Below are 19,207 nucleotides of genomic sequence, written 5' to 3' on the forward strand. Positions count from 1 at the left end.
CATCACTATGTCCGGCCGATGTCGCATTAATTCACGAGATCCTGGCGCGGGTTCGGAGTTACAGTCGGCCGGTGACGTGGACCGCACCCGACATCACCAGAACCAAGCCGCCGCTGGTCGCCGACGAGCGGACCATGCTGCAGACCTGGCTCGACCTGCACCGCCGCACCCTGCTGTGGAAATGCGCCGGGCTCGAGGCCGAGCAGCTGAAGCGGCGCTGCGTCGCACCCTCGACGCTGTCGCTGCTCGGCCTGGTCCGCCATCTCGCCGAATGCGAGCGCGGCTGGTTCCGCATCGCCACCTGCGGCGAACCGCTGGATTACCTGTACTGCAGCGAAGACAACCCGAACGGCGATTTCGACGATATCGCCAATGCCGACGCCGCCGCGGATCTGGCGACGCTGCACGCGGAGATCAAGTCGGCCGACGCCGCCGTCGCGGACCTAACCCTGGACCACGTCTTCACTCACCGCAGTATCGAATTCAGCCTGCGCTGGGTCTATGTGCACATGATCGAGGAATACGCGCGACACAACGGCCACGCGGACTTCCTACGCGAACGCATCGACGGCGCGACCGGCGACTGACGCGTCAGATCTGATTCCGGCTCACCCACGCGGCGATCTGCGTCCGCGAGGTGAAGCCCAATTTGGTGAGAATGTGGTCGACGTGGCTCTCGACGGTCCGAATCGAAATCACCAACTCACTCGCGACGCTCTTATTGCTGTAACCCGCCCCGATCAACCGCGCGACTTCACGTTCGCGGCGGGTAAGCACATCCGCCGCAACGGTTTTCACCGGCGTAGCAGGCAGCGGGGTGCCGAGCGCGAAAGCGACCGCCTCCGCCAACCCCAAGGCCGCGCCCGCATCGAACGCTGTTTGAAACTCCTTCTCGCCCATCGCGTCGCGCACCTGCAGGCGCACCTTGTCCCCGACGAATTCGGTCATCTCATGGGCGAGCCGCTGGGTACTGCCGCGCCGCACCGTCGACGCCGCCCCCATCAGTCGCGCCGCACGGTTCAGATCGCCGTCGGCCGTCGCCACCCATGCGAGTCCGTCGAAACCGGACGCCGTCCACACGCACCGGTCGAACAGACTGAACAGCTCGACCGCCTTGCGTAGCTCCGCAATCGCCGCGTCCTGCTCGCCGTTACGCCAGCGGTCGGTGCCCACCGCCCAATGCCCCAGCCCGCCCAACAGGTGCGAGCCGTAGTCCCTGGTCTTTGCGAGGAAGCGATCCGCGATCGCGCCTGCCCGGTCGTCGTCCAACACCAGCGCACACACATACGCGAAGGCCAGACTCTCCATCTCGACGCCGTGGTGGGCGCAGGCACGCGCACGGTCCGAGGCGGCCTCGGCGATATCGAGTGCCTGTCTCGGCTCGTCGTTGGCGAATGCCAGCAGCGCGGCGAGCAGCGCATGTTCGACGAGCACGTCTTCGGCTTCGAGTTCCGTCGCAATGTAAAGACATTCGTCCGCGAAGCGGGTGGCGGTCTGCGGATCGGAGAGCATGGCGGCGATCACCGAAGCGGCGGCCAGTGCGCGGGCTCGATCCTTCGTGTGGTCGAGATCCTTCTCCAGCGCCTCCAAGAGCCAGCGATAGCCCTCGAGCAGGAAGCGGTAGTGCTCCCAGAACGGTCGCAATTCCGTCGCGATTTCCAGTGCGCGATGGGCGCTTTCCGGATCGGCGAGGGAGAACTGCAGTGCCGCACGCATATTCGGATGTTCGCGGGTCACGTCACGGAACCAGGTGACATCTTCGCTACCCCAGTACGCGGTGCGGCCCTGCGCTGCGATCCCGTGGTAGTAATCGCGATGACGCAGCCGCACCGCCCGCTCACCACCGCGGGCGACCAATCCCGCCAATGCGAACTGACGCAACGGTTCGAGCATGGTGTAGCGCCCGGTACCGTCGCTGTTCTGCCGATAGCCGAGCACCGACTTGTCCACCAACCCGGTCAACGCGTCCAGCAGCACGTCGGGGACCACGCAGACCGCCTCCGCGGCCTCCAGATCGAAACCACCCGCGAAGACCGACAGCTGCTCCCACAGGTGCTGTTCATCCGGCGTGCACAGGTCGTAGCTCCATCGGATCGCGGCCTCCAGGGTCTGCTGCCGCTCCGGCGCGGTGCGCAACCCGGCGGTGAGCAGCCGTATCGCATCGTCCAGGCGTGCGAGCACCTGATTCGGTGTGAACATCCGCAACCGCAATGCCGCCAGCTCGAGTGCCAGCGGTATACCGTCCAGGCGACGACAGATCGCCGCGAGCACCCCGCGATTGGCATCGGTGACCTGGAAATCGGGGTTCGCGGCGACGGCGCGATCGATCAGCAGCCGCAGCGCATCGCTGTCGACGTGCGCTGGACGTGCCTCGTCCTCGTCCACTTCCGGCACCGTGAGCGGCAGCACCGGCATGACCTGTTCCCCGGAGACTCCGAGCGACTCGCGGCTGGTCGCGAGAATTCGCAGGTCGGTGGTCGTCGGAATCAGCCGGTTCACGAGTTCGGCACATGCGCCGATCAAGTGCTCGCAGTTGTCCAGGATCAACAGGAGGGTCTTGTCGGCCAGGAATTCGGTCAGGCCGACGACGGGTGAGGAGGTGTCGTCGCGCAGACCGAGCGCCTGCGCGACGCTCAACGCCACCAGATCCCCGTCGTGCACATGCGCGATCTCGACCAGCCAGACACCGTCGGGAAAGGCGCGACGCACCGTCTCCCCCACCCGGCGGCTGAGCCGGGTCTTCCCGACGCCGCCCGGCCCGGTCAGGGTGAGCAGCCGCGTGTTGGACAGCAGCTTGCGCGCCGTGGCGACCTCGGCGTCACGACCTACGAAGCTCGTCACCTCAGCGGGGAGGTTCCCTGTCACGTGCCGCACCACGCTGCATACCTTTTCATGCGCGGCCGCCGTCCCGGGCATTTTGACCGAGATGTCGTATCGGTACCCCTCAGGAGACTATCGCGTTCGCGGCTCGGATGACCGCGGCCAGCGATGCGGTCAGGGCCGAATCGCCGCGTCCGCAGGCCCATCCGGTCCGCGCACCGATGCGATATTCGAGATAGGTGATCGCGCTCCCGTCATCGCCCGCCCCGAGCGATTGCTGGGTCGATCCGAGCACCTCGACCGGATGACCCACCCGGGCCAGTGCCGCGGTGAGCGCCTCGATGGTACCGATGTCGCGATATTCGCTGCGCTCGGCGACACCACCGATGTTCAGCGTGACTTCGGTGTATCCGTCGGTCGTCCGCCATTCGGCCAACTCGACCGACGCCGTCTCGGTGTGCAGATATGTCGCCTCGAACAGCTCGTGCAGTTCGGCGGCGGTGATCTCCAGACCGGTATCATCGGTACGCGCCTGCACGTGTCGCGCGAAATCGATCTGCAGTCGGCGCGGCAGTTCCAGGCCGAATTCGGACTCCAGCAGGTACGCGATCCCGCCCTTGCCGGACTGGGAATTCACCCGGATGACCGCGTCATAGCTGCGCCCGATATCGGCCGGATCGATCGGCAGATACGGGACATGCCAATCGAGTTCGCGTTCATCGATACCGGTCGCGGCCGCCCGGTATCGATGTTCGGCCATCCCCTTCTTGATCGCGTCCTGATGTGTGCCGGAGAACGCGGTGTGCACGAGATCGCCTACATACGGATGCCTTTCGTGGACCGGCATGCGCGTGCAGTATTCGACGGTCCTGCGGATCTCGTCGATATCGGAGAAGTCGATCATCGGATCGATGCCCTGTGCGTGCAGGTTCAGCGCCAGGGTCGCGATATCGACATTGCCGGTGCGTTCGCCATTGCCGAAGACGCAGCCCTCCACGCGTTGCGCTCCGGCGAGTACGGCCAGTTCCGCGCATGCGATACCGGTACCCCGGTCATTGTGCGGGTGCACGGACAGGATGACGCTGTCGCGGCGGGCCAGGTTCTTGTGCATGTATTCGATCTGGTCGGCGTACACATTCGGTGTCGCAACCTCCACCGTGGCAGGCAGATTCAGGATCACCGGCCGCTGCGTGGTGGCGTCCCACAGGGTCGTCATGCGGTCGCAGATATCGAGTACGAAATCCGGTTCGGTCAGGTTGAACACCTCGGGCGAGAATTCGAACCGCACATTCGGCAGCTCACCGGCGAATTCGAGGACGTCGCGGCCACCTGACATGATCAGCTCGCGCAGTTCGTCCGCGTCCTTGCCCAGCACCACATTTCGCCATACCGGAGCGGTCGCGGTGTACATGTGGATGACGACCTCGTTGCGGATACCGCGCACCGATTCCACCGTGCGCTCGATGAGATCGCGCCGGGCCGGGGTGAATACCACGATCGTGACATCCTCCGGCGCAATATCTGTCCGCGCGATCGTCCGGACGAAATCGAAATCGGTCTGCGATGCGGACGGGTAGCCGACCTCGATCTCCTTGTAGCCCATGGCAACCAGCAGTTCGAAGAACCGCTGCTTGCGCATCGGATCCATGGGTTCGGCCAGCGCCTGGTTGCCATCGCGCAGATCGACCGGCACCCACAGCGGCGCGTGGGTGAGCCGGGCATTCGGCCAACTGCGTTCGGCGAGTGGTACTTCCACGCGATCGTAGACACTGCGATAGCGATGCGACGGCATCTGCGAATGCCGCTGCCTGTTCCACGCCGAGACGGCACCGGCGGGCGTGGCAATGGTGGGGAACATGGTCATGATTGCTGCTTCCTGGCCTGCGCGGCCGTCACAGAGAACGGTGACCGGCCACGACGAAGCCCCACGGCGGGCGGCCGGTCGTCAGGCCCCGCCGTGGCGGCTAAGCAGAAGCATGGTGCGCATGATTGCTAGACTACACACAACTCCTCAGACAAGTAGAGAGGTTCGGATGGTCTCGCAGGTACGGCGGCATCCCCTCGCGGCGCAGGCGGCAGAACTGCTGCTCACCCGCATCCGCAACGGGGAATGGCCGCTGGGACATCGCCTTCCGGGTGAAACGACCCTGGCCGCGCAGCTCGGCGTCGGCCGCTCGACGGTGCGCGAGGCGATCCGCGAATTGGCGGGTAAGGGCGTGCTCGACAGCCGTCAGGGCGCGGGTGTCTTCGTGACCGCACTGGATGTCACCGAGGACTGGGATGTGGTGCTGCGCCGCGCCACCGTCGCCGCGGTCATCGAGGCCCGCATCGCGATCGAGGCCGAGGCCGCCGCTCTGGCCGCGCAGCGCCGCACCCCGGCCGACCTGCGCGCGATCCGCCGCGCGCTGGCCGCGCGGGAGGCGCACGGCGAACCGACCGCCGACCATGTCGATGCGGATATGGCATTCCACCGCGCCGTCATCGTCGCCGCCCACAACGACGTGCTCACCCAGCTCTTCGACAGCTTTCTACCCCGGCTACGGGTGGCCATGATCGATATGCTCGAGATCCGCCCGGTCCCCTCCGAGCCCGCCGACCACGACGCGCATATTCGACTCACCGATGCGATCGCACATCGAAATCCCAGTGCCGCAGCGGAATTCAGCCGAATGCAGCTGACCGCTCTGAAAGACGCATTCACGTGATGACCGAATGGAGATCTTCCGTGCCCGAAACCCCGGTGCTGCAACTGAGCGAGGTCACCTTCCGCCGCGAAGGCAAACAGATCATCGATGGCATCTCGCTGACCGTCCACGCGGGCGAACACTGGGCGCTGCTTGGACCCAACGGCGCGGGCAAGAGCACCCTGCTCGGCTTCTGCGCCGCGGTCACCTTCCCGACCACGGGCACCGTCGATATCCTCGGCCGACGGATGGGCCGGGTCGATCTGGCACCACTGCGCCACTCGATCGGACATGTGAATCCGCGCCATCCACTGCGGTATCCGCTGACCATCCGCGAGGTCGTGCTCACCGGCATCACCGCCACCATCGACACCCCGATGCGCTGGACGCCTACACCGGAAGATCTGCGCCGAGCGGACGCCATGATCGACACCGTCGGCCTCAAAGGCAAGGCCGAGGAGATCTGGCCGACGCTGTCGCAGGGCGAACGTGGCCGCACCCTGATCGCACGTGCCCTCATCGCCGAGCCGCGCCTGCTGCTGTTCGACGAGCCGTCGACCGGACTCGATGTGGCGGCCCGCGAACAACTCCTCGAGACCATCGACGCACTCGGCGAAACTCATCCCGAGGTCGCCTCGATCCTGGTCACCCATCATCTGGAGGAGCTGCCGAGCACCACGACCCACGCACTGCTCATCGCCGACGGCCGGACCGTTGCCGCTGGTCCCGCCGCCGAAACGGTCACGACGGATACCGTGAGCGCGGCCTTCGACCATCCGGTGACGGTCCGCTACGACGACGGGCGCTGGACCGCGCGGGCCGCCGTCCGGGCCTGGCCCGCGTAACAAATCCGGGTTTCCGGAAGAATCTTCCGGGAGAATGTCGATTCGAGCCGATGCCGTTCGATGCGTTGAGTGAGGGTCGGACAAGCCGACCACCGAACCGAGGATGGCCAGATGCGACACATGATGCTGATCCGAGTCGATCCGACGAATGCGCCGGTTCCCGACGAGGCGCTGATCGAGCAGGTCAACAAGGTGATCGAGGAGATGACCAAGGCTGGGGTGCTGTTGGATACCGCCGGTCTGCATTCGATCACCGAGGCCACGAAGATCACCCAGACCGGCGGCAAACAGACCGTGCTCGATGGTCCGTTCACCGAGTCGAAGGAGGTCGTCGGCGGGTACTGCCTGCTGCAGACGAAGACGAAGCAGGAGGCGGTCGAATGGACCTCGCGCTTCCTGGGCGTGCACGGGCCGGAGTGGGATATCGAGATCGAGATTCGCCAGGTCGTCGAGGGCTGACCCGATACATGAGCCGGTCGCCCGAGCAGATCCGCGATGCCGTCGAAACCGTGTGGCGAATGGAGTGGCCGCGCCTGATAGCCGGGCTGACCCGGATCGTCGGCGATATCGATGCCGCCGAGGAACTCGCCCAGGACGCGCTGGTCGCCGCGTTGGAGCAGTGGCCGCACGACGGTGTGCCACCGAATCCGGGCGGCTGGCTCATGCTCACCGCGAAACATCGAGCGATCGATCGGGTGCGCCGCAATCAGAACCTCGCGCGGAAGCTGACACTGGTCGGTCATGAACTCCGGACCGGTCCGGAGCCCGAGGCGGCCGAGGCTATCGAAGACGATCTGCTGCGCATGATCTTCACGGCCTGTCATCCGGTGCTGTCGCAACCGGCCCGGGTGGCATTGACGCTGCGGTTGCTCGGCGGATTGACTACCGAGGAGATCGCCCGGGCCTTCGTCGTACCGGAATCGACTGTCGCTCAACGCATTGTGCGAGCCAAACGCACCATTGCCGCCAGGCGCGTGCCCTATGCGGTGCCGCACGGCGACGAGCTGGCCAGGCGGCTGGATTCGGTACTGGAGGTCGTCTACCTGATCTTCAACGAAGGCTATTCGGCGACGGCGGGCGATGATTGGATCCGGGTCGAATTGTGCGAGGACGCCCTGCGCTTGGCGCGGATGCTGGCGAATCTGCTGCCCGACGAACCGGAAACACACGGGCTCGCCGCATTGCTGGAATTGCAGGCATCGCGCTCGGCCGCACGGATGAGCCCCACGAAAACCGTTGTCCTACTGGCGGATCAGGAGCGTTCCCGGTGGGATCAGCTGCTGATCCGACGTGGTTTCGCCGCACTCGGCCGCTCCCATGCGGCCAGCCGCAATCGTGGGATACGGCCGGGCCGCTATGCGCTGCAAGCCGCGATCGCCACACTGCATGCCATGGCGCCGAGCACCGAGGAGACCGACTGGCGGCGCATCGCGGGCCTGTATGCGGTTCTCGCCGAACGCTTTCCGTCCCCGATCGTCGAATTGAATCGAGCCGTCGCGGTCAGCATGGTGCACGGACCCGCCGCGGGTCTCGAACTCGTCGACGCGCTCGTCGCCACCGGCACATTGGACAACTATCACCTGCTTCCGGCTGTCCGCGGCGACCTGCTCGACCGGCTCGGTCGACCCGAGGAAGCGCGTGCCGAATTCGCCCGTGCGGCGGAGCTGACCGGGAACAATGCCGAACAGGCGCTACTACTGGACCGCATGGCCGGATGTGAATAACCGCGTAATCGCCTCGAGCCGGCGTTCACGCGCGGCGGATGGCATCTGCGCCTGGCCCGGCTATCGGGATACCTCGGCCTCGGCCAGTTCCTTCAGCGTCAGCAACTGTTTGCGCATCATGAGCACATCGCCGAGCGCCAGCACGCGGGCGATGAGCCATGGCGCGCCGCAATGCACTCGGACCGTCAGACGGGTGCCGCGTCCTTCGGGTCGTACCGCGTAGGTGACGCAGATCTTGCCGGAGGTCAGGGTGATATGGCGGCACAGCACGAAGGAGACGAGGGTGAACGCGGACATGAACCGCTGTCCCACTTCGAGTTCGGTGAGAGCCGGATCGCGGTGGCGCGGGCTGCGCCTGCCGAAGTTGTCGAGCAGGTCGTAGCTGTACGGCGCGACCCGCAGTTGGCACAGCCAGCCGTACACCACACTGGTCGGCGCGTCGATGCTGATGGCCCGATCCGCCTGCACCCCACCGGGTTGCATCTCGTCACAGGGCAGGGGGAGCTCGCATTCGGCTTCGGTGGCACCCCAGACCAACCCCGGAATCATGCCGCGGCCGCGATTCGGCGAAGCATATCGCGCACCACGATCTTGTGGCAGCCGGTGCCGATGACCAACGCGCGGTAGATCTTTCCGTGCAGACCGGGGAATTCGGCCCAGCTCCGCGCTCGGACCAATGTCCGGCTCGGCCCTTGCTCGTCGAGTTCGAAGACCAGCGCATAACGCGAGAACCAGTGCCGCCCCCGCAGCGCCAGCCGAGCGGGCTCCTCGGCGGTGTCGAGCACGAACCCCGTCGGCGCCTTCGACGGGTCGTTCGGATCCTTGCAGACAACTTTCAGCAAGGCTTTCCACGCCCGATCGCGATTCGCGTCCACCGATCTGGCATGCTCATCTATGTAGGGCAATCGCTCCATATAGAAGGAACGTACTAGTACATGGCGCCTCCCCGCAAGCACGACACCGACGTGATCCTCGACGCAGCGCGCACCCTCGTGCTCACCGACGGTCCGCGCGCCGCCAGCGTCGCGGCGATCGCGGCGGCCAGTGGCGCACCCGTCGGCACGCTCTATCACCGCTTCGGCAACCGCAACGGTGTGCTGACCGCGGCCTGGCTGCGAGCACTCGAACGCTTCCAGGACCGGGTCAAGGCCGCCGCCGACGCGCCGGACCCGGTCGAGGCCGGTGTCGCGATGGCCGTGGCGAGCATTCACTTCGCTCGCGAATTGCCAGACGACGCAAAGCTTTTGCTGAACCTGCGCCCCAGCGATCTGCTCGACGGCGGACCGGACGCGGAATTCCGTGCCCGCCTCGATCGGATGAACGCACCGCTCATCGACCACCTGCGCCGCATCGCCGCCGCCCGCTTCGGCCGCGACGGCGATCGCGAAATCGACGCCGTCAGCCGCGCCGTAGTCGACCTCCCCTACGCCGCCCTACGCCGCCACGCCCAGGCCTCTGCCCTCCCCACCTGGCTCGAAGCCGACCTCACCGCTGCTGCCCGCGCCCTGCTCGAGTCCTACCACCCGTGACATCACGCCTCTTGGCAAAGCCGCTACGGGTCACTCCCCGGCGACGAGTTCGGGGGTGAGTTTGTCGAGGGTGTCGATCACCTCGGCGGCCAGGGCGAGGGCGTCCGGGGCGGGTGGATATTCCGGGCGCGGTGCGGCGATAACGCGCATACCCGCGGCATGTGCCGCCCGCAGTCCGTTGCTCGAATCCTCGACGGCAGCGCATTCGGTGGACTTGTGCCGCATGAAGGCGGCCGTCGCCACGTACACATCGGGTGCGGGCTTGCCCCGATCGACCTCCTCGGTCGAGAAGGTGACACCGAAGAATTCGATCAGCCCGGTGCGGCCGAGCACCACGTCGATCAGGCTTCGCGGCGACGAACTGGCCACCGCGAGCGGCCAGTGTTCACTGATGCGCTGCACCGCCTCGACCGCCCCCGGTAGCAGTGGCACCGATTGCTCGTACTGCTGCGCCATGCGATCGATCACATCGTTGGCCACGGTATCCGGCGGCGCACCGACTCCGAGTTCACCGCTGAGATAGTCCGACCACTCCCCCGTACTCATCCCCATCAGCCGCTGCTGCGTATCAGGTAGCCAGCGCCCGCCCCGCTCCGCCACATACGCGCGGCGCACCTGCTCCCACACCGGCTCCGAGTCGATCAGAACGCCGTCCATATCGAAGACAACAGCAGCAATGTGCATATGAGACAAAGCCTTTCGCCGGGCAACACCATTCGGCGACGACCCGATGGCCGACCCATCGACCCGCCCCGCGGTGCGGGGTTTCGGAAGACCTGATGAGGAACGAGTACCCACACTAGGCGAGCCGACCCTGCCCTCGCATCCCACCACCATATCGCCGCCCCATTCGGCGGCTTCGCCTGATTCCAGCGCATCGCGCGGCCCTCCGAACGAGCATTCGACCGGCAACCGATAACGTGTTCTTATGAACGAAGAGCAGGTCGGCAACTCGCTGCCGAGCGAGGAGCACCACGAGGGCGGGTTCCGGCCGATGTCGGAGCTGATCGCCGCCCAGCTGGACGACCTCGATATTTCGCGCGGTGGCCCGCACTACGGCGCATTCATCGAACAGGTGCGCAGCCTGATGGATCGGGCCCGGCTGGCATGTCCGACCGATGAACTCGCGCTGGAGACGATCGGCGTCCTCAAACAGCTCAACGACAAGCTGGACGCCGCGATCGTCGACGAATGGTCCGCCCCCGCCTGGACCCGGGCCGACCTGCCGGCCCGTGGCAATATCACCCTCCCACCGTTCGTCGTCGACAAGGCGAGCCGGGACGGCGTCGAAGCCCGCATCACCTTCCGCACCTTCCACCTCGGCGGCAATAAGGCCGCCCACGGCGGACAGGTCGCGGTCGCTTTCGACGATCTGCTCGGCATGGCCGCGGCAATGCACGCGGGCGAGGTGACCCGCACCGCATCCCTGACCGTCGACTACCGCTCCATCACCCCGCTCGATACCGAACTGCGGGTGCACGCCTGGACCGAACGGCAGGAGGGCCGCAAGGTCTACGTCCGGGCCACCCTGCATGACGGCGAACGCCTCTGCGCCGAAGCACAGGGGCTGTTCATCGTGCTCAAACCAGGTCAGCAGTGAGACCGAGATCAGGTGATGACACCTGATCTCGGGTGCACCTAGCTCGTCGGGAAGTGTTTGTTGCGGTATTCGGCGAAGCGGTCGTCGACCTGATCCGCAGTGAGGCCGAAGTCCTCGAGCGTGTAGCGATGCACGGGACGGGCCGCGCCCGAGGTGCTGTCCGCATGCAGTGCCGCCATCGCCGCTTCGGCCGCTGAGCTCAGCTCGATATCGAAGTGCCGATAGATCGATCCGACGGTGCCGATCGGGTCGGCGACGAAATCGTCGTAATACACATCGCAGAACTGAGCGGCATTGTGCCGCTTGCGATCCGCGAGGAACTTATCCGCTCCCCTGGCCCACAGATCCAACTGCGCGGCACCGACGACCGGGCCGCGGAACTTCTCCGACCACCCCGCCGAGGCCTGCTCGTTCAGACTGCACACCGAGGCGATGATGGTGCGCGGATCCCGGTGCATCTGGATCACCAGCGCATCCGGGTACACCTCGAAGATCGCATCCAGCGCGAACAGATGGCTCGGGTTCTTCAATACCCACCGCCGGTCGGCATCGGGCATACCGATCAACTGCAGGTTGCGCCGATGCCTGCGATAGGCATCGGTCCAATCCTGTTCGCGCAACCACTCGGAATAGCCGGGCAGATAGCCGAGGCATTCGTAGGACACCGACATCAGCGACTGCCGCAGCAGCTGCCAGCACTCCTCCACCTGGTCCGCCGAAATATGGTGCACGCCCATGAATTCCGGATGCTCCACATGATGCTGCTCGAATGCCGCCTCGATCCGCTGATACACCGGATTGTCCGCCCAGGTCTCGTGCGGCGGCCGGGGCTGCGGCATCTCGGTGAGCCACATTTCCAGGCCCTGATGCGCCGGATCCGCATTGAGCAGCCGGTGCACCGCCGTGGTGCCCGAACGTGGTAGCCCGGTCACGAAGATCGGGCGCTCGATCGCGACCTCGGCATGTTCCGGAAAGCGTTGCCACGCAGCCTCACTCAGCAACCGGGCGATCAGCGCACCGCGCAGGAAGGCCCGATTGACCTTATTGCCGAAGGGCGTCAGCTCGGCTTCCTCGGCATAGGACTCGAGCAGCACTGCCAGCCCCTCGCGGTAGCCGTCGTCGCCGAAATCGGTCAATCCGACGACCTTGGTCGCCGAGGCGTGCAGATCGTCGATCGTGCCGACGTCGTCTCTGCCGATCACAGTCATCTCCTAGTGGTGGTATTCGCCGCCGTTGACATCCAGGCACGCGCCGGTGATCGCCCGCGCCAGATGCGAGGCGAAGAAGACCACGGCGTCGGCGATCTCATCGGGTTCGGGCAGCTTGCGCAGATCGATGGTCTCGGCCGTTTCGGCGTACACCTCTTCGGGGGTGATCCCGCGCTGCTTGGCCTGATAGTTGAAGTACCACTTCAGGTTGTCGGCCCAGATATAGCCGGGCGCAATGGTATTCACCCGGATGCCCTTGGGTCCGAGTTCGGTGGCCAGACTTTGTGCCAGCGCCAGCAGGCTCGCCTTGGCCATCTTGTACGGCCCGAAGGTGCGCCGCGAGTGTCGCAGCACCGCCGAATTGATCATGACCACCGAGCCCTTGGACTCGGTCAACGCGGGCACGAACAGGCGCGTCAACCGCAGTGCGGCAAGCACATTCGTCTCGAACCCGGCGCGCACATCATCGAGATCGACATCGGCCAGATCGGTGATCGGCGGAATCGCGAAGGCATTGTTCACCAGGGTGTCGACATGGCCGAAGGCGCTCTGTGCCGTCTCGACCAGATTCGTCACGGCCGCTTCATCATTGATATCGGTCGGCACTACCACCGCGCGCCTGCCGAGTTCGGCGATCTCCTTGGCCACCTCGGTCAGCCGCGATTCGGTCCGCGAGGCCAGCACCACATCGGCGCCCGCGCACGCACTCTGCACCGCGATGGCCCGGCCGAGCCCCGGACCGACTCCGGAGACGACAACCACCTTGTCCTGCAACAACATCAGCCGAGCATCCTTTCCGCCACGGCAACCTGACGCGCCGCGATCCGCTCCCGCCATTCCTCGGGCGTGACCCGAGCTTCCTGGTAGTACGGCAGCCGCTCGGGCAATTCGGCGACCGATACCACCTCCACCCTCGGCCCGTCCTCGGGCTTCAGATCCCGCGACAGCTGTTGCCAGCGGAACTGCAGGTACCCGCGCGCATGCCCGGTGCGCTCGATCCAGTTGGTCAGTCCGGGGTCGCGCTCGCTGATGACCAGCCGGATCATCCCGTCCGGATCCACGCGCGCCTGATCGGCGGTAAGGCTGGTCTGGTGGTTGATGTAGTCCAGCGACAGGTACCACATGCTGCCGAGTTGGAAACCCTGGTACGGCGCATCCGATTTCGGCACGGTGAGGATCATCGCTTGATCGTCGTCGAGTTCGTAATGGCCGACGGAGGAGAACTGGGTGGTGAGCCCGCCCGGAGTGGAGCGCGGTTCGGTCATCGTGTTGACCGGCAGGTTGAGATAGAACCACTTCGGGAACGCCAGGAAGGTATTCAGCCGCGAGACCAGCATTTTCCCGGCGATGTCGTACCGCTTGCTCATCAGGTCCCTGGTCGGCGGCGGCGGTGCGTCGCCGATCCGGTCCACCCGCTGGATACGGATCGTGCCGGACTTCTCGGTGGCCCAGTCGCTGTGCACCTCACGCACCACGAGCATGGCGGAGTCGGGCGCGAGATGAACATAGCCGCGGCGCGCCTCGCCGGGTCCGAGACGGAGCTCGTAGGACCCGTCGGCCGCGATATCGAGGGCGCGAGCGTCGAAGGCGGTCTCGCTGTCGGGCACATCCACCGGCGAGTAGTTGCCGTTGAGCACCTGGAAGCTGAGGTCACGAGTGGTACCGCGGGTTCCGGTCACCACATACTCGGCGTCGGGGCGCAGATACGAATGGAAGTAGAGGGTGTCCGGGTTGTCCAGACCCATCTTCGTATACGGGCCGGTGGACATGACGAAGAACGGAAAGTCCCGCTCGAAGGCCCACGCCATCTGGATGGAGGCGCGAATACTGCCCGCGAGGTAGTCGTAGCCCTCGACGAGGTCCTGTTCGGTTCGAATATGCGGTGCGCCGGTGATGATTTCCTCGGCGGCGGCGATGGCTTCCGCGAACGGCTGTGTCAGCAAGAGGCTTCTCCGAAGTAGCTGTTCCAAATATGTACCGCTCTGGTACATTTCGATACAAGCAAGATTAGAACCTGTTCTAGGAGTTGTCCATGGTTGCCCGCAGATCCGCCCCGACCGCACGGGTTGTCCAAGTGCTGGATTTCTTCGTCGAGCGGCGCGGCAAACGCTTCGGACTCTCCGAACTGGCCCGCGAGCTCGACCTGGCCAAACCGACCTGCCTGGGCATCCTCACCGAACTGACCGCGGGCGGCTATCTCATGCGCGATCCGAACACCCGCACCTACGGTCTCGGACCTGCGCTGATCGCTGCGGGCCGGGTGGCTCAGGACAGCTTCGCCATCGCCTCCATCGCGCGCGCCGAGCTGGAGAAACTCACCGCGCTGTACCGCACGACCTGTACCGCATCGGCCGTGGTCGGCGAGCAGATCATGGTGCTGGAGAGCACCGGTCCGGGCCTGGTCAAGGTGGGTGCGGCCTACCATTTCGCACCGCCGGTGGGTCTGATGTACGTGCTCTGGGATACCGACGCGGCCTTCGACGCCTGGTTGCGCAAGCCGCCGACGGTGCCGCTGCGCCAGGACGAGGCCCGGCTGCGCCGGATCGTCGCGGAGTGCCGCGAGCGCGGCTACCTGGTCGAAAGCCTGACCGCGGCCGGGCGGCGGCTGTACGCTTTGCTGGCCGGGGTCGCGGCCAGCGACCTGCCCAATGAGGTGCGCGAACTCGTCGGCGAACTGGTGACCAGCCTCGGGGAGCGGGTCTATCTCGGCACCGATCTGCGCCCGCGCAAGGAACATCCGGTCAGCCTGCTCGCGGCGCCCACCTACGGCGGCGACGGCAGGCAGAACATGGTGCTGACCATGTACGTCGGAACCTCCATCACCGGCGCCGAGATCGACCGTCGCGGAACCGCACTCGTGGCGGCCGCGGATCGGGTGACCGCCGAATCCGGGGGTCACAAGCCGGATTCGAACCATTGACCAATGACCGAAACGTGTTCTAGTTTTGGGGCGTGAGCCAGTACGTGAAGTCGACGGCGAGCACCTACGAGCTGCCTCATCTGGACGCGCTCGAGGCCGAGTCGGCACATATATTCCGGGAAGTCGCCGCCACCTTCGAACGGCCGGTGCTGCTGTTCTCCGGCGGCAAGGATTCGGTGGTCATGCTGCACCTCGCGGCCAAGGCCTTCTGGCCGGCACCGCTGCCGTTCCCGGTGCTGCATATCGATACCGGACACAATTTCGACGAGGTCATCGAATACCGCGACCGCACGGTCGAGCGGCTCGGACTGCGACTGGTGGTCGGCAGCGTGCAGGACGACATCGACGCGGGCCGGGTGAAGGAGGAGAGCGGACCACGCGCCTCCCGAAACCGTTTGCAGACAGCCACTTTGCTGCGTTCGATCCGCGAGGGCGGATATGACGCGGTATTCGGCGGCGCGCGCCGCGACGAGGAGAAGGCGCGCGCCAAGGAGCGCGTATTCAGCTTCCGGGACGAATACGGGCAGTGGGATCCGCGCAATCAGCGACCGGAGCTGTGGAATCTCTACAACGGCAGGCACAGCAAGGGCGAACACATCCGGGTGTTCCCGCTGTCCAATTGGACCGAGCTCGATATCTGGCATTACATCGCCGCCGAGGACATCGAACTGCCGCCGCTGTACTACGCGCACCGCAGGAAGGTGGTGCAGCGCGACGGAATGTTGTTGGCGCACACGCGGTTTCTCACCCTGCTCGACGGCGAGCAGCCTTATGACAGTACGGTGCGATTCCGGACGGTGGGCGACGCGACCTGCACAGGATGCGTCGAATCGACCGCGGCGACCCCCGCGGACGTGGTCGCCGAAGTCGCCGCCACCCGCATCACCGAGCGCGGCGCCACCCGCGCCGACGACCGTATTTCCGAGGCAGGCATGGAAGACCGCAAGCGGGAAGGCTACTTCTGATGACGACCACCACCCTGTTGCGCCTGGCCACCGCGGGCAGCGTCGACGACGGTAAGTCGACGCTGATCGGCCGTCTGCTGTTCGACTCCAAGACGATCTTCACCGATCAGCTCGCCGCGGTAGAGCGGACCAGCAAGGCGCGCGGTGACGATTATCCGGATCTGGCACTGCTCACCGACGGCTTGCGCGCCGAACGCGAACAGGGCATCACCATCGATGTGGCGCACCGTTACTTCGCTACCCCCCGGCGCAAATTCATCATCGCCGACACCCCGGGCCATATCCAGTACACCCGCAATATGGTCACCGGCGCCTCCACCGCCGATCTCGCGCTGATCCTGGTGGACGCACGCAAGGGCATCGTGGAACAGACGCGGCGGCATGCCTTCCTGGCCAGCCTGCTCGGCATCCCGCACCTGGTGCTGTGTGTGAACAAGATGGATCTGGCCGGATGGTCGCAGGACCGGTTCGAGGAGATCCGGGAGGAATTCGTCGGCTTCGCCACGAAACTCGATGTCGCCGATCTGTCCTTCATCCCGATGTCGGCGCTGCACGGTGACAATATCGTGCACCGTGGTGCCAGCATGCCGTGGTACGAGGGCTCGCCCCTGCTGCATCACCTCGAGGAGGTGCATATCGCCTCCGACCGCAATCTCATCGATGCGCGATTCCCAGTGCAGTATGTGACTCGCAGGCACGCAGAGGATTTCCGTGGGTATGCGGGAACCATCTCCGGTGGTGTCTTCAAACCGGGCGACGAAGTCGCCGTGCTGCCTTCGGGATTCACCACCACGGTCGAGGCGATCTGGGGTCCGGGCGGGACGCCGATCGCGGAAGCCTTTCCGCCGCAGGCCGTTACCATCCAGCTCGCCGACCAACTCGACGTTTCCCGTGGCGATCTGATCTGCCGCCCCGCGAACCGGCCGCATGTCGGACGCGATCTGGACGCGATGGTGTGCTGGTTCGCCGAGGATTCCGAACTCACCCCCGGCGCCACCTATACCATCCGGCACACCACCCGCACCGCGACCGCCGAGGTGCGCACCCTGGACTACCGGCTCGACGTGAATACCCTGCACCGCGACGAGAGCGCGAATTCGTTGTCGCTCAACGAGATCGGACGCATCCAGCTGCACACCCGCCAGCCCCTGCTGTTCGATCCGTACCGCCGCAACCGCACCACCGGCAGCTTCATCCTCGTCGACGACACCACCAACAACACCGTCGCCGCGGGCATGATCACCGGACCGACCCTGCCCTCCTCTCGTGTCGTCTGGCATTCGACCGCGGTCGGCCGCGACGAGCGCCCGACCGCAGGCATGACCGTCTGGCTGACCGGGCTGTCCGGCTCCGGAAAGTCTTCTGTCGCAGTGGAACTGGAGCGCCGTCTGGTCGCGGTGGACCGCCCGGCCTTCCTGCTCGATGGTGACAATCTGCGCCACGGCCTCAATGCCGACCTCGGGTTCGGCGCCGCCGACCGCGTCGAGAATATCCGCCGCGTGGGCGAAGTCGCGCGGCTGTTCGCCGAAGCCGGTGTGGTCGCGGTGGTTTCCCTGATCAGTCCCTACGCCGCCGATCGCAATAAGGTCCGCGCCGTGCACGAGGCCGCAGGCATCCCCTTCGTCGAAGTCTTCGTGGATACGCCACTCGAGATCTGTGAAGCCCGCGACCCCAAGGGAATGTACGCCAAGGCCCGCGCCGGTGAGATCCGCGGTTTCACCGGCATCGACGATCCCTACGAGGCACCCACCCGAGCCGAACTTGTGCTGCGGCCCGAGGATGGCGATCCGGCGGCCATGGCCGCCGCCATCCTCGCCAAGCTGGCGGATATGGACTGAGACGACCGGTCAGGGAGCCAGTCCGGCAGCGCGACCGTTGAGGCACTCGAGGTCGCGGTGTCGGATGCCTGGGATCAATTCGAGGCGGAGGAATTGGCCCGCAACGCGGCGCCCAACCAGTCGAACACCGGTCCCAGCGTCGGCGGGGCAGGCCAGCCGTTGATGATCGAAAGAAGTTGCCAATAGCGTTCGGCGCGTGGATCTCCCGCGACGTCGAGGCGGATCAGCAGCCAGTTCCGTAGCTCGGCGTCATCGGGTCGGCCGAATGTCGTCGCATATGCGGCGGTGAGCTCGTCGACGATTGGTTGGGCCGCGGCCGACAACGGTGCCGTTCCGGCTGCGAGCGCCTGGCCGACTCGTTCGCGCACGAGTTCGGTCAGCTCGTGGTGCAGGCCGGTGGTATCGCCTTCGGCGCGCTGCGCGGCCTGGTATTCGGCCATGCGACGCACCGATGCGCGGAAATCCGGATCTCGGGTGAGTTCGGCGAGTTCCACCCAGGCCTGCACCTGGGCTGGTTCGGGGTCGTCGGGCAGTTCCGGCATTGCCGAACGGATGAGATCAACGAAGTCCGGGTTCGCATCGGCCCTACCGAAGGTGTCTTCGACGAATTCGGTGATGAGGCGGCGCTTTTCGGCGTCGGAGAGTTCGACGAGTTTGTGCATGAGTTCCATCTCCTCGGGGGTCGAGCCCCGCTCGGCTATCGCTCGTAACACCGTGCGCCGCACCCGCAGTGTGCCGATCTGGAACTCCAGCGCATCGGCATGTGCGGCCGCGACCTCGGGCACCGTCAGTGTGCGGTCGAGCACCTGTCGGATGGCGGGCAGATCGATGCCGAGTTCGCGCAGGGTGCGCACCAGTTGCAGGCGGGCGAGCGCATCGTCGTCGTAGAGCCGGTAACCGGCGGGGCTGTGGGTGGTCGGCGGCACGACACCGGTATCGGCGTAGAACCGGATGGTCTTGACCGAGAGACCGGTCCGTTCGGCCATCATGCCGATCGGATAGAGCGTGTCGCCGTCCATACCCCTACCCTCCTGTCTCCCCTTGGTGGAGACGCAAATCCCCGCGCGATGCTAC

Annotated in this window: 19 protein-coding genes; 10 read left to right on the forward strand and 9 right to left on the reverse strand. The window is 65.7% G+C overall.

The features are described from left to right. Positions 1-71 precede the first annotated feature (71 nt). A complete protein-coding gene (locus ACQPZ2_RS26260; protein WP_433520882.1) occupies positions 72-587 on the forward strand; it encodes a DinB family protein in 516 nt (171 codons plus the stop codon). A 4-nt stretch (positions 588-591) separates the two neighbouring features. On the opposite strand, the gene ACQPZ2_RS26265 is transcribed toward ACQPZ2_RS26260, so the two are convergent. After that, positions 592-2,865: a LuxR C-terminal-related transcriptional regulator gene (locus ACQPZ2_RS26265; protein WP_433520883.1), complete on the reverse strand. Its 2,274-nt coding sequence runs from the start codon at positions 2,863-2,865 to the stop codon at positions 592-594. 79 nt (positions 2,866-2,944) lie between these two features. Then, entirely contained in the window at positions 2,945-4,612 is a 1,668-nt protein-coding gene (locus ACQPZ2_RS26270) for a 2-isopropylmalate synthase (protein ID WP_433527531.1), read from the reverse strand. Between the two features lie 241 nt (positions 4,613-4,853). On the opposite strand from ACQPZ2_RS26270, the gene ACQPZ2_RS26275 reads away from it, so the two are divergent. The 4 genes from ACQPZ2_RS26275 (at position 4,854) to ACQPZ2_RS26290 (ending at position 8,073) form a co-directional block, all read left to right on the forward strand. After that, positions 4,854-5,525 (forward strand): FadR/GntR family transcriptional regulator, encoded by a 672-nt coding sequence (locus tag ACQPZ2_RS26275; protein ID WP_433520884.1) that lies wholly within the window; start codon positions 4,854-4,856, stop codon positions 5,523-5,525. Beyond that, positions 5,525-6,349: an ABC transporter ATP-binding protein gene (locus ACQPZ2_RS26280; RefSeq protein ID WP_433520885.1), complete on the forward strand. Its 825-nt coding sequence runs from the start codon at positions 5,525-5,527 to the stop codon at positions 6,347-6,349. Before ACQPZ2_RS26275 ends, ACQPZ2_RS26280 begins: the two co-directional genes overlap by 1 nt. Before the next feature lie 111 nt (positions 6,350-6,460). Further along, a complete protein-coding gene (locus ACQPZ2_RS26285; RefSeq protein ID WP_063037711.1) occupies positions 6,461-6,808 on the forward strand; it encodes a YciI family protein in 348 nt (115 codons plus the stop codon). An 8-nt stretch (positions 6,809-6,816) separates the two neighbouring features. Then, a complete protein-coding gene (locus tag ACQPZ2_RS26290) occupies positions 6,817-8,073 on the forward strand; it encodes an RNA polymerase sigma factor (protein WP_433520886.1) in 1,257 nt (418 codons plus the stop codon). A gap of 60 nt (positions 8,074-8,133) precedes the next feature. Here ACQPZ2_RS26290 and ACQPZ2_RS26295 read toward each other — a convergent pair whose 3' ends face one another. Both ACQPZ2_RS26295 and ACQPZ2_RS26300 read right to left on the reverse strand, forming a co-directional pair. After that, positions 8,134-8,622: a hypothetical protein gene (locus tag ACQPZ2_RS26295; RefSeq protein WP_433520887.1), complete on the reverse strand. Its 489-nt coding sequence runs from the start codon at positions 8,620-8,622 to the stop codon at positions 8,134-8,136. Continuing rightward, complete coding sequence (locus tag ACQPZ2_RS26300) at positions 8,619-8,987, reverse strand: hypothetical protein (RefSeq protein ID WP_433520888.1); 369 nt, start codon at positions 8,985-8,987, stop codon at positions 8,619-8,621. The genes ACQPZ2_RS26295 and ACQPZ2_RS26300 overlap by 4 nt, the downstream gene beginning before the upstream one ends. Positions 8,988-9,008: 21 nt before the next feature. On the opposite strand from ACQPZ2_RS26300, the gene ACQPZ2_RS26305 reads away from it, so the two are divergent. Continuing rightward, entirely contained in the window at positions 9,009-9,602 is a 594-nt protein-coding gene (locus tag ACQPZ2_RS26305; protein WP_433520889.1) for a TetR/AcrR family transcriptional regulator, read from the forward strand. Between the two features lie 30 nt (positions 9,603-9,632). Here ACQPZ2_RS26305 and ACQPZ2_RS26310 read toward each other — a convergent pair whose 3' ends face one another. After that, positions 9,633-10,286: an HAD family hydrolase gene (locus ACQPZ2_RS26310; RefSeq protein ID WP_433520890.1), complete on the reverse strand. Its 654-nt coding sequence runs from the start codon at positions 10,284-10,286 to the stop codon at positions 9,633-9,635. A 244-nt stretch (positions 10,287-10,530) separates the two neighbouring features. Here ACQPZ2_RS26310 and ACQPZ2_RS26315 point away from each other — a divergent pair, with 244 nt between their 5' ends. After that, the gene (locus ACQPZ2_RS26315) at positions 10,531-11,202 is read left to right on the forward strand and encodes a PaaI family thioesterase (protein ID WP_433520891.1); all 672 of its coding nucleotides are present in this window, start codon (positions 10,531-10,533) and stop codon (positions 11,200-11,202) included. 38 nt (positions 11,203-11,240) lie between these two features. Here the strand turns inward: ACQPZ2_RS26315 and ACQPZ2_RS26320 are convergent, their stop codons facing one another. Genes ACQPZ2_RS26320 through ACQPZ2_RS26330 form a run of 3 tightly spaced genes read right to left on the reverse strand, consistent with a single transcriptional unit; the run spans position 11,241 to position 14,353 of the window. Further along, positions 11,241-12,404 (reverse strand): sulfotransferase family protein, encoded by a 1,164-nt coding sequence (locus ACQPZ2_RS26320; protein WP_433520892.1) that lies wholly within the window; start codon positions 12,402-12,404, stop codon positions 11,241-11,243. Positions 12,405-12,413: 9 nt separating this feature from the next. Beyond that, complete coding sequence (locus ACQPZ2_RS26325) at positions 12,414-13,190, reverse strand: SDR family oxidoreductase (protein ID WP_433520893.1); 777 nt, start codon at positions 13,188-13,190, stop codon at positions 12,414-12,416. Next, entirely contained in the window at positions 13,190-14,353 is a 1,164-nt protein-coding gene (locus tag ACQPZ2_RS26330) for a hypothetical protein (protein ID WP_433520894.1), read from the reverse strand. The genes ACQPZ2_RS26325 and ACQPZ2_RS26330 overlap by 1 nt, the downstream gene beginning before the upstream one ends. Before the next feature lie 89 nt (positions 14,354-14,442). On the opposite strand from ACQPZ2_RS26330, the gene ACQPZ2_RS26335 reads away from it, so the two are divergent. The 3 genes from ACQPZ2_RS26335 to cysC are packed head-to-tail and all read left to right on the forward strand — an operon-like array spanning position 14,443 to position 18,133. After that, entirely contained in the window at positions 14,443-15,330 is an 888-nt protein-coding gene (locus tag ACQPZ2_RS26335) for a helix-turn-helix domain-containing protein (protein WP_433520895.1), read from the forward strand. Positions 15,331-15,362: 32 nt separating this feature from the next. Beyond that, a complete protein-coding gene (gene cysD / locus ACQPZ2_RS26340) occupies positions 15,363-16,295 on the forward strand; it encodes a sulfate adenylyltransferase subunit CysD (protein WP_433520896.1) in 933 nt (310 codons plus the stop codon). Beyond that, positions 16,295-18,133 (forward strand): adenylyl-sulfate kinase, encoded by a 1,839-nt coding sequence (gene cysC, locus ACQPZ2_RS26345; protein WP_433520897.1) that lies wholly within the window; start codon positions 16,295-16,297, stop codon positions 18,131-18,133. Before cysD ends, cysC begins: the two co-directional genes overlap by 1 nt. A 74-nt stretch (positions 18,134-18,207) precedes the next feature. On the opposite strand, the gene ACQPZ2_RS26350 is transcribed toward cysC, so the two are convergent. Beyond that, positions 18,208-19,152 carry a MerR family transcriptional regulator gene (locus ACQPZ2_RS26350; RefSeq protein WP_433520898.1) on the reverse strand — a complete coding sequence of 315 codons (945 nt, stop codon included), beginning with the start codon at positions 19,150-19,152 and terminating at the stop codon, positions 18,208-18,210. Positions 19,153-19,207 lie beyond the last annotated feature (55 nt).

Source organism: Nocardia pseudovaccinii (genome assembly GCF_050942345.1).
In the GTDB taxonomy this organism is placed as follows: domain Bacteria; phylum Actinomycetota; class Actinomycetes; order Mycobacteriales; family Mycobacteriaceae; genus Nocardia; species Nocardia pseudovaccinii.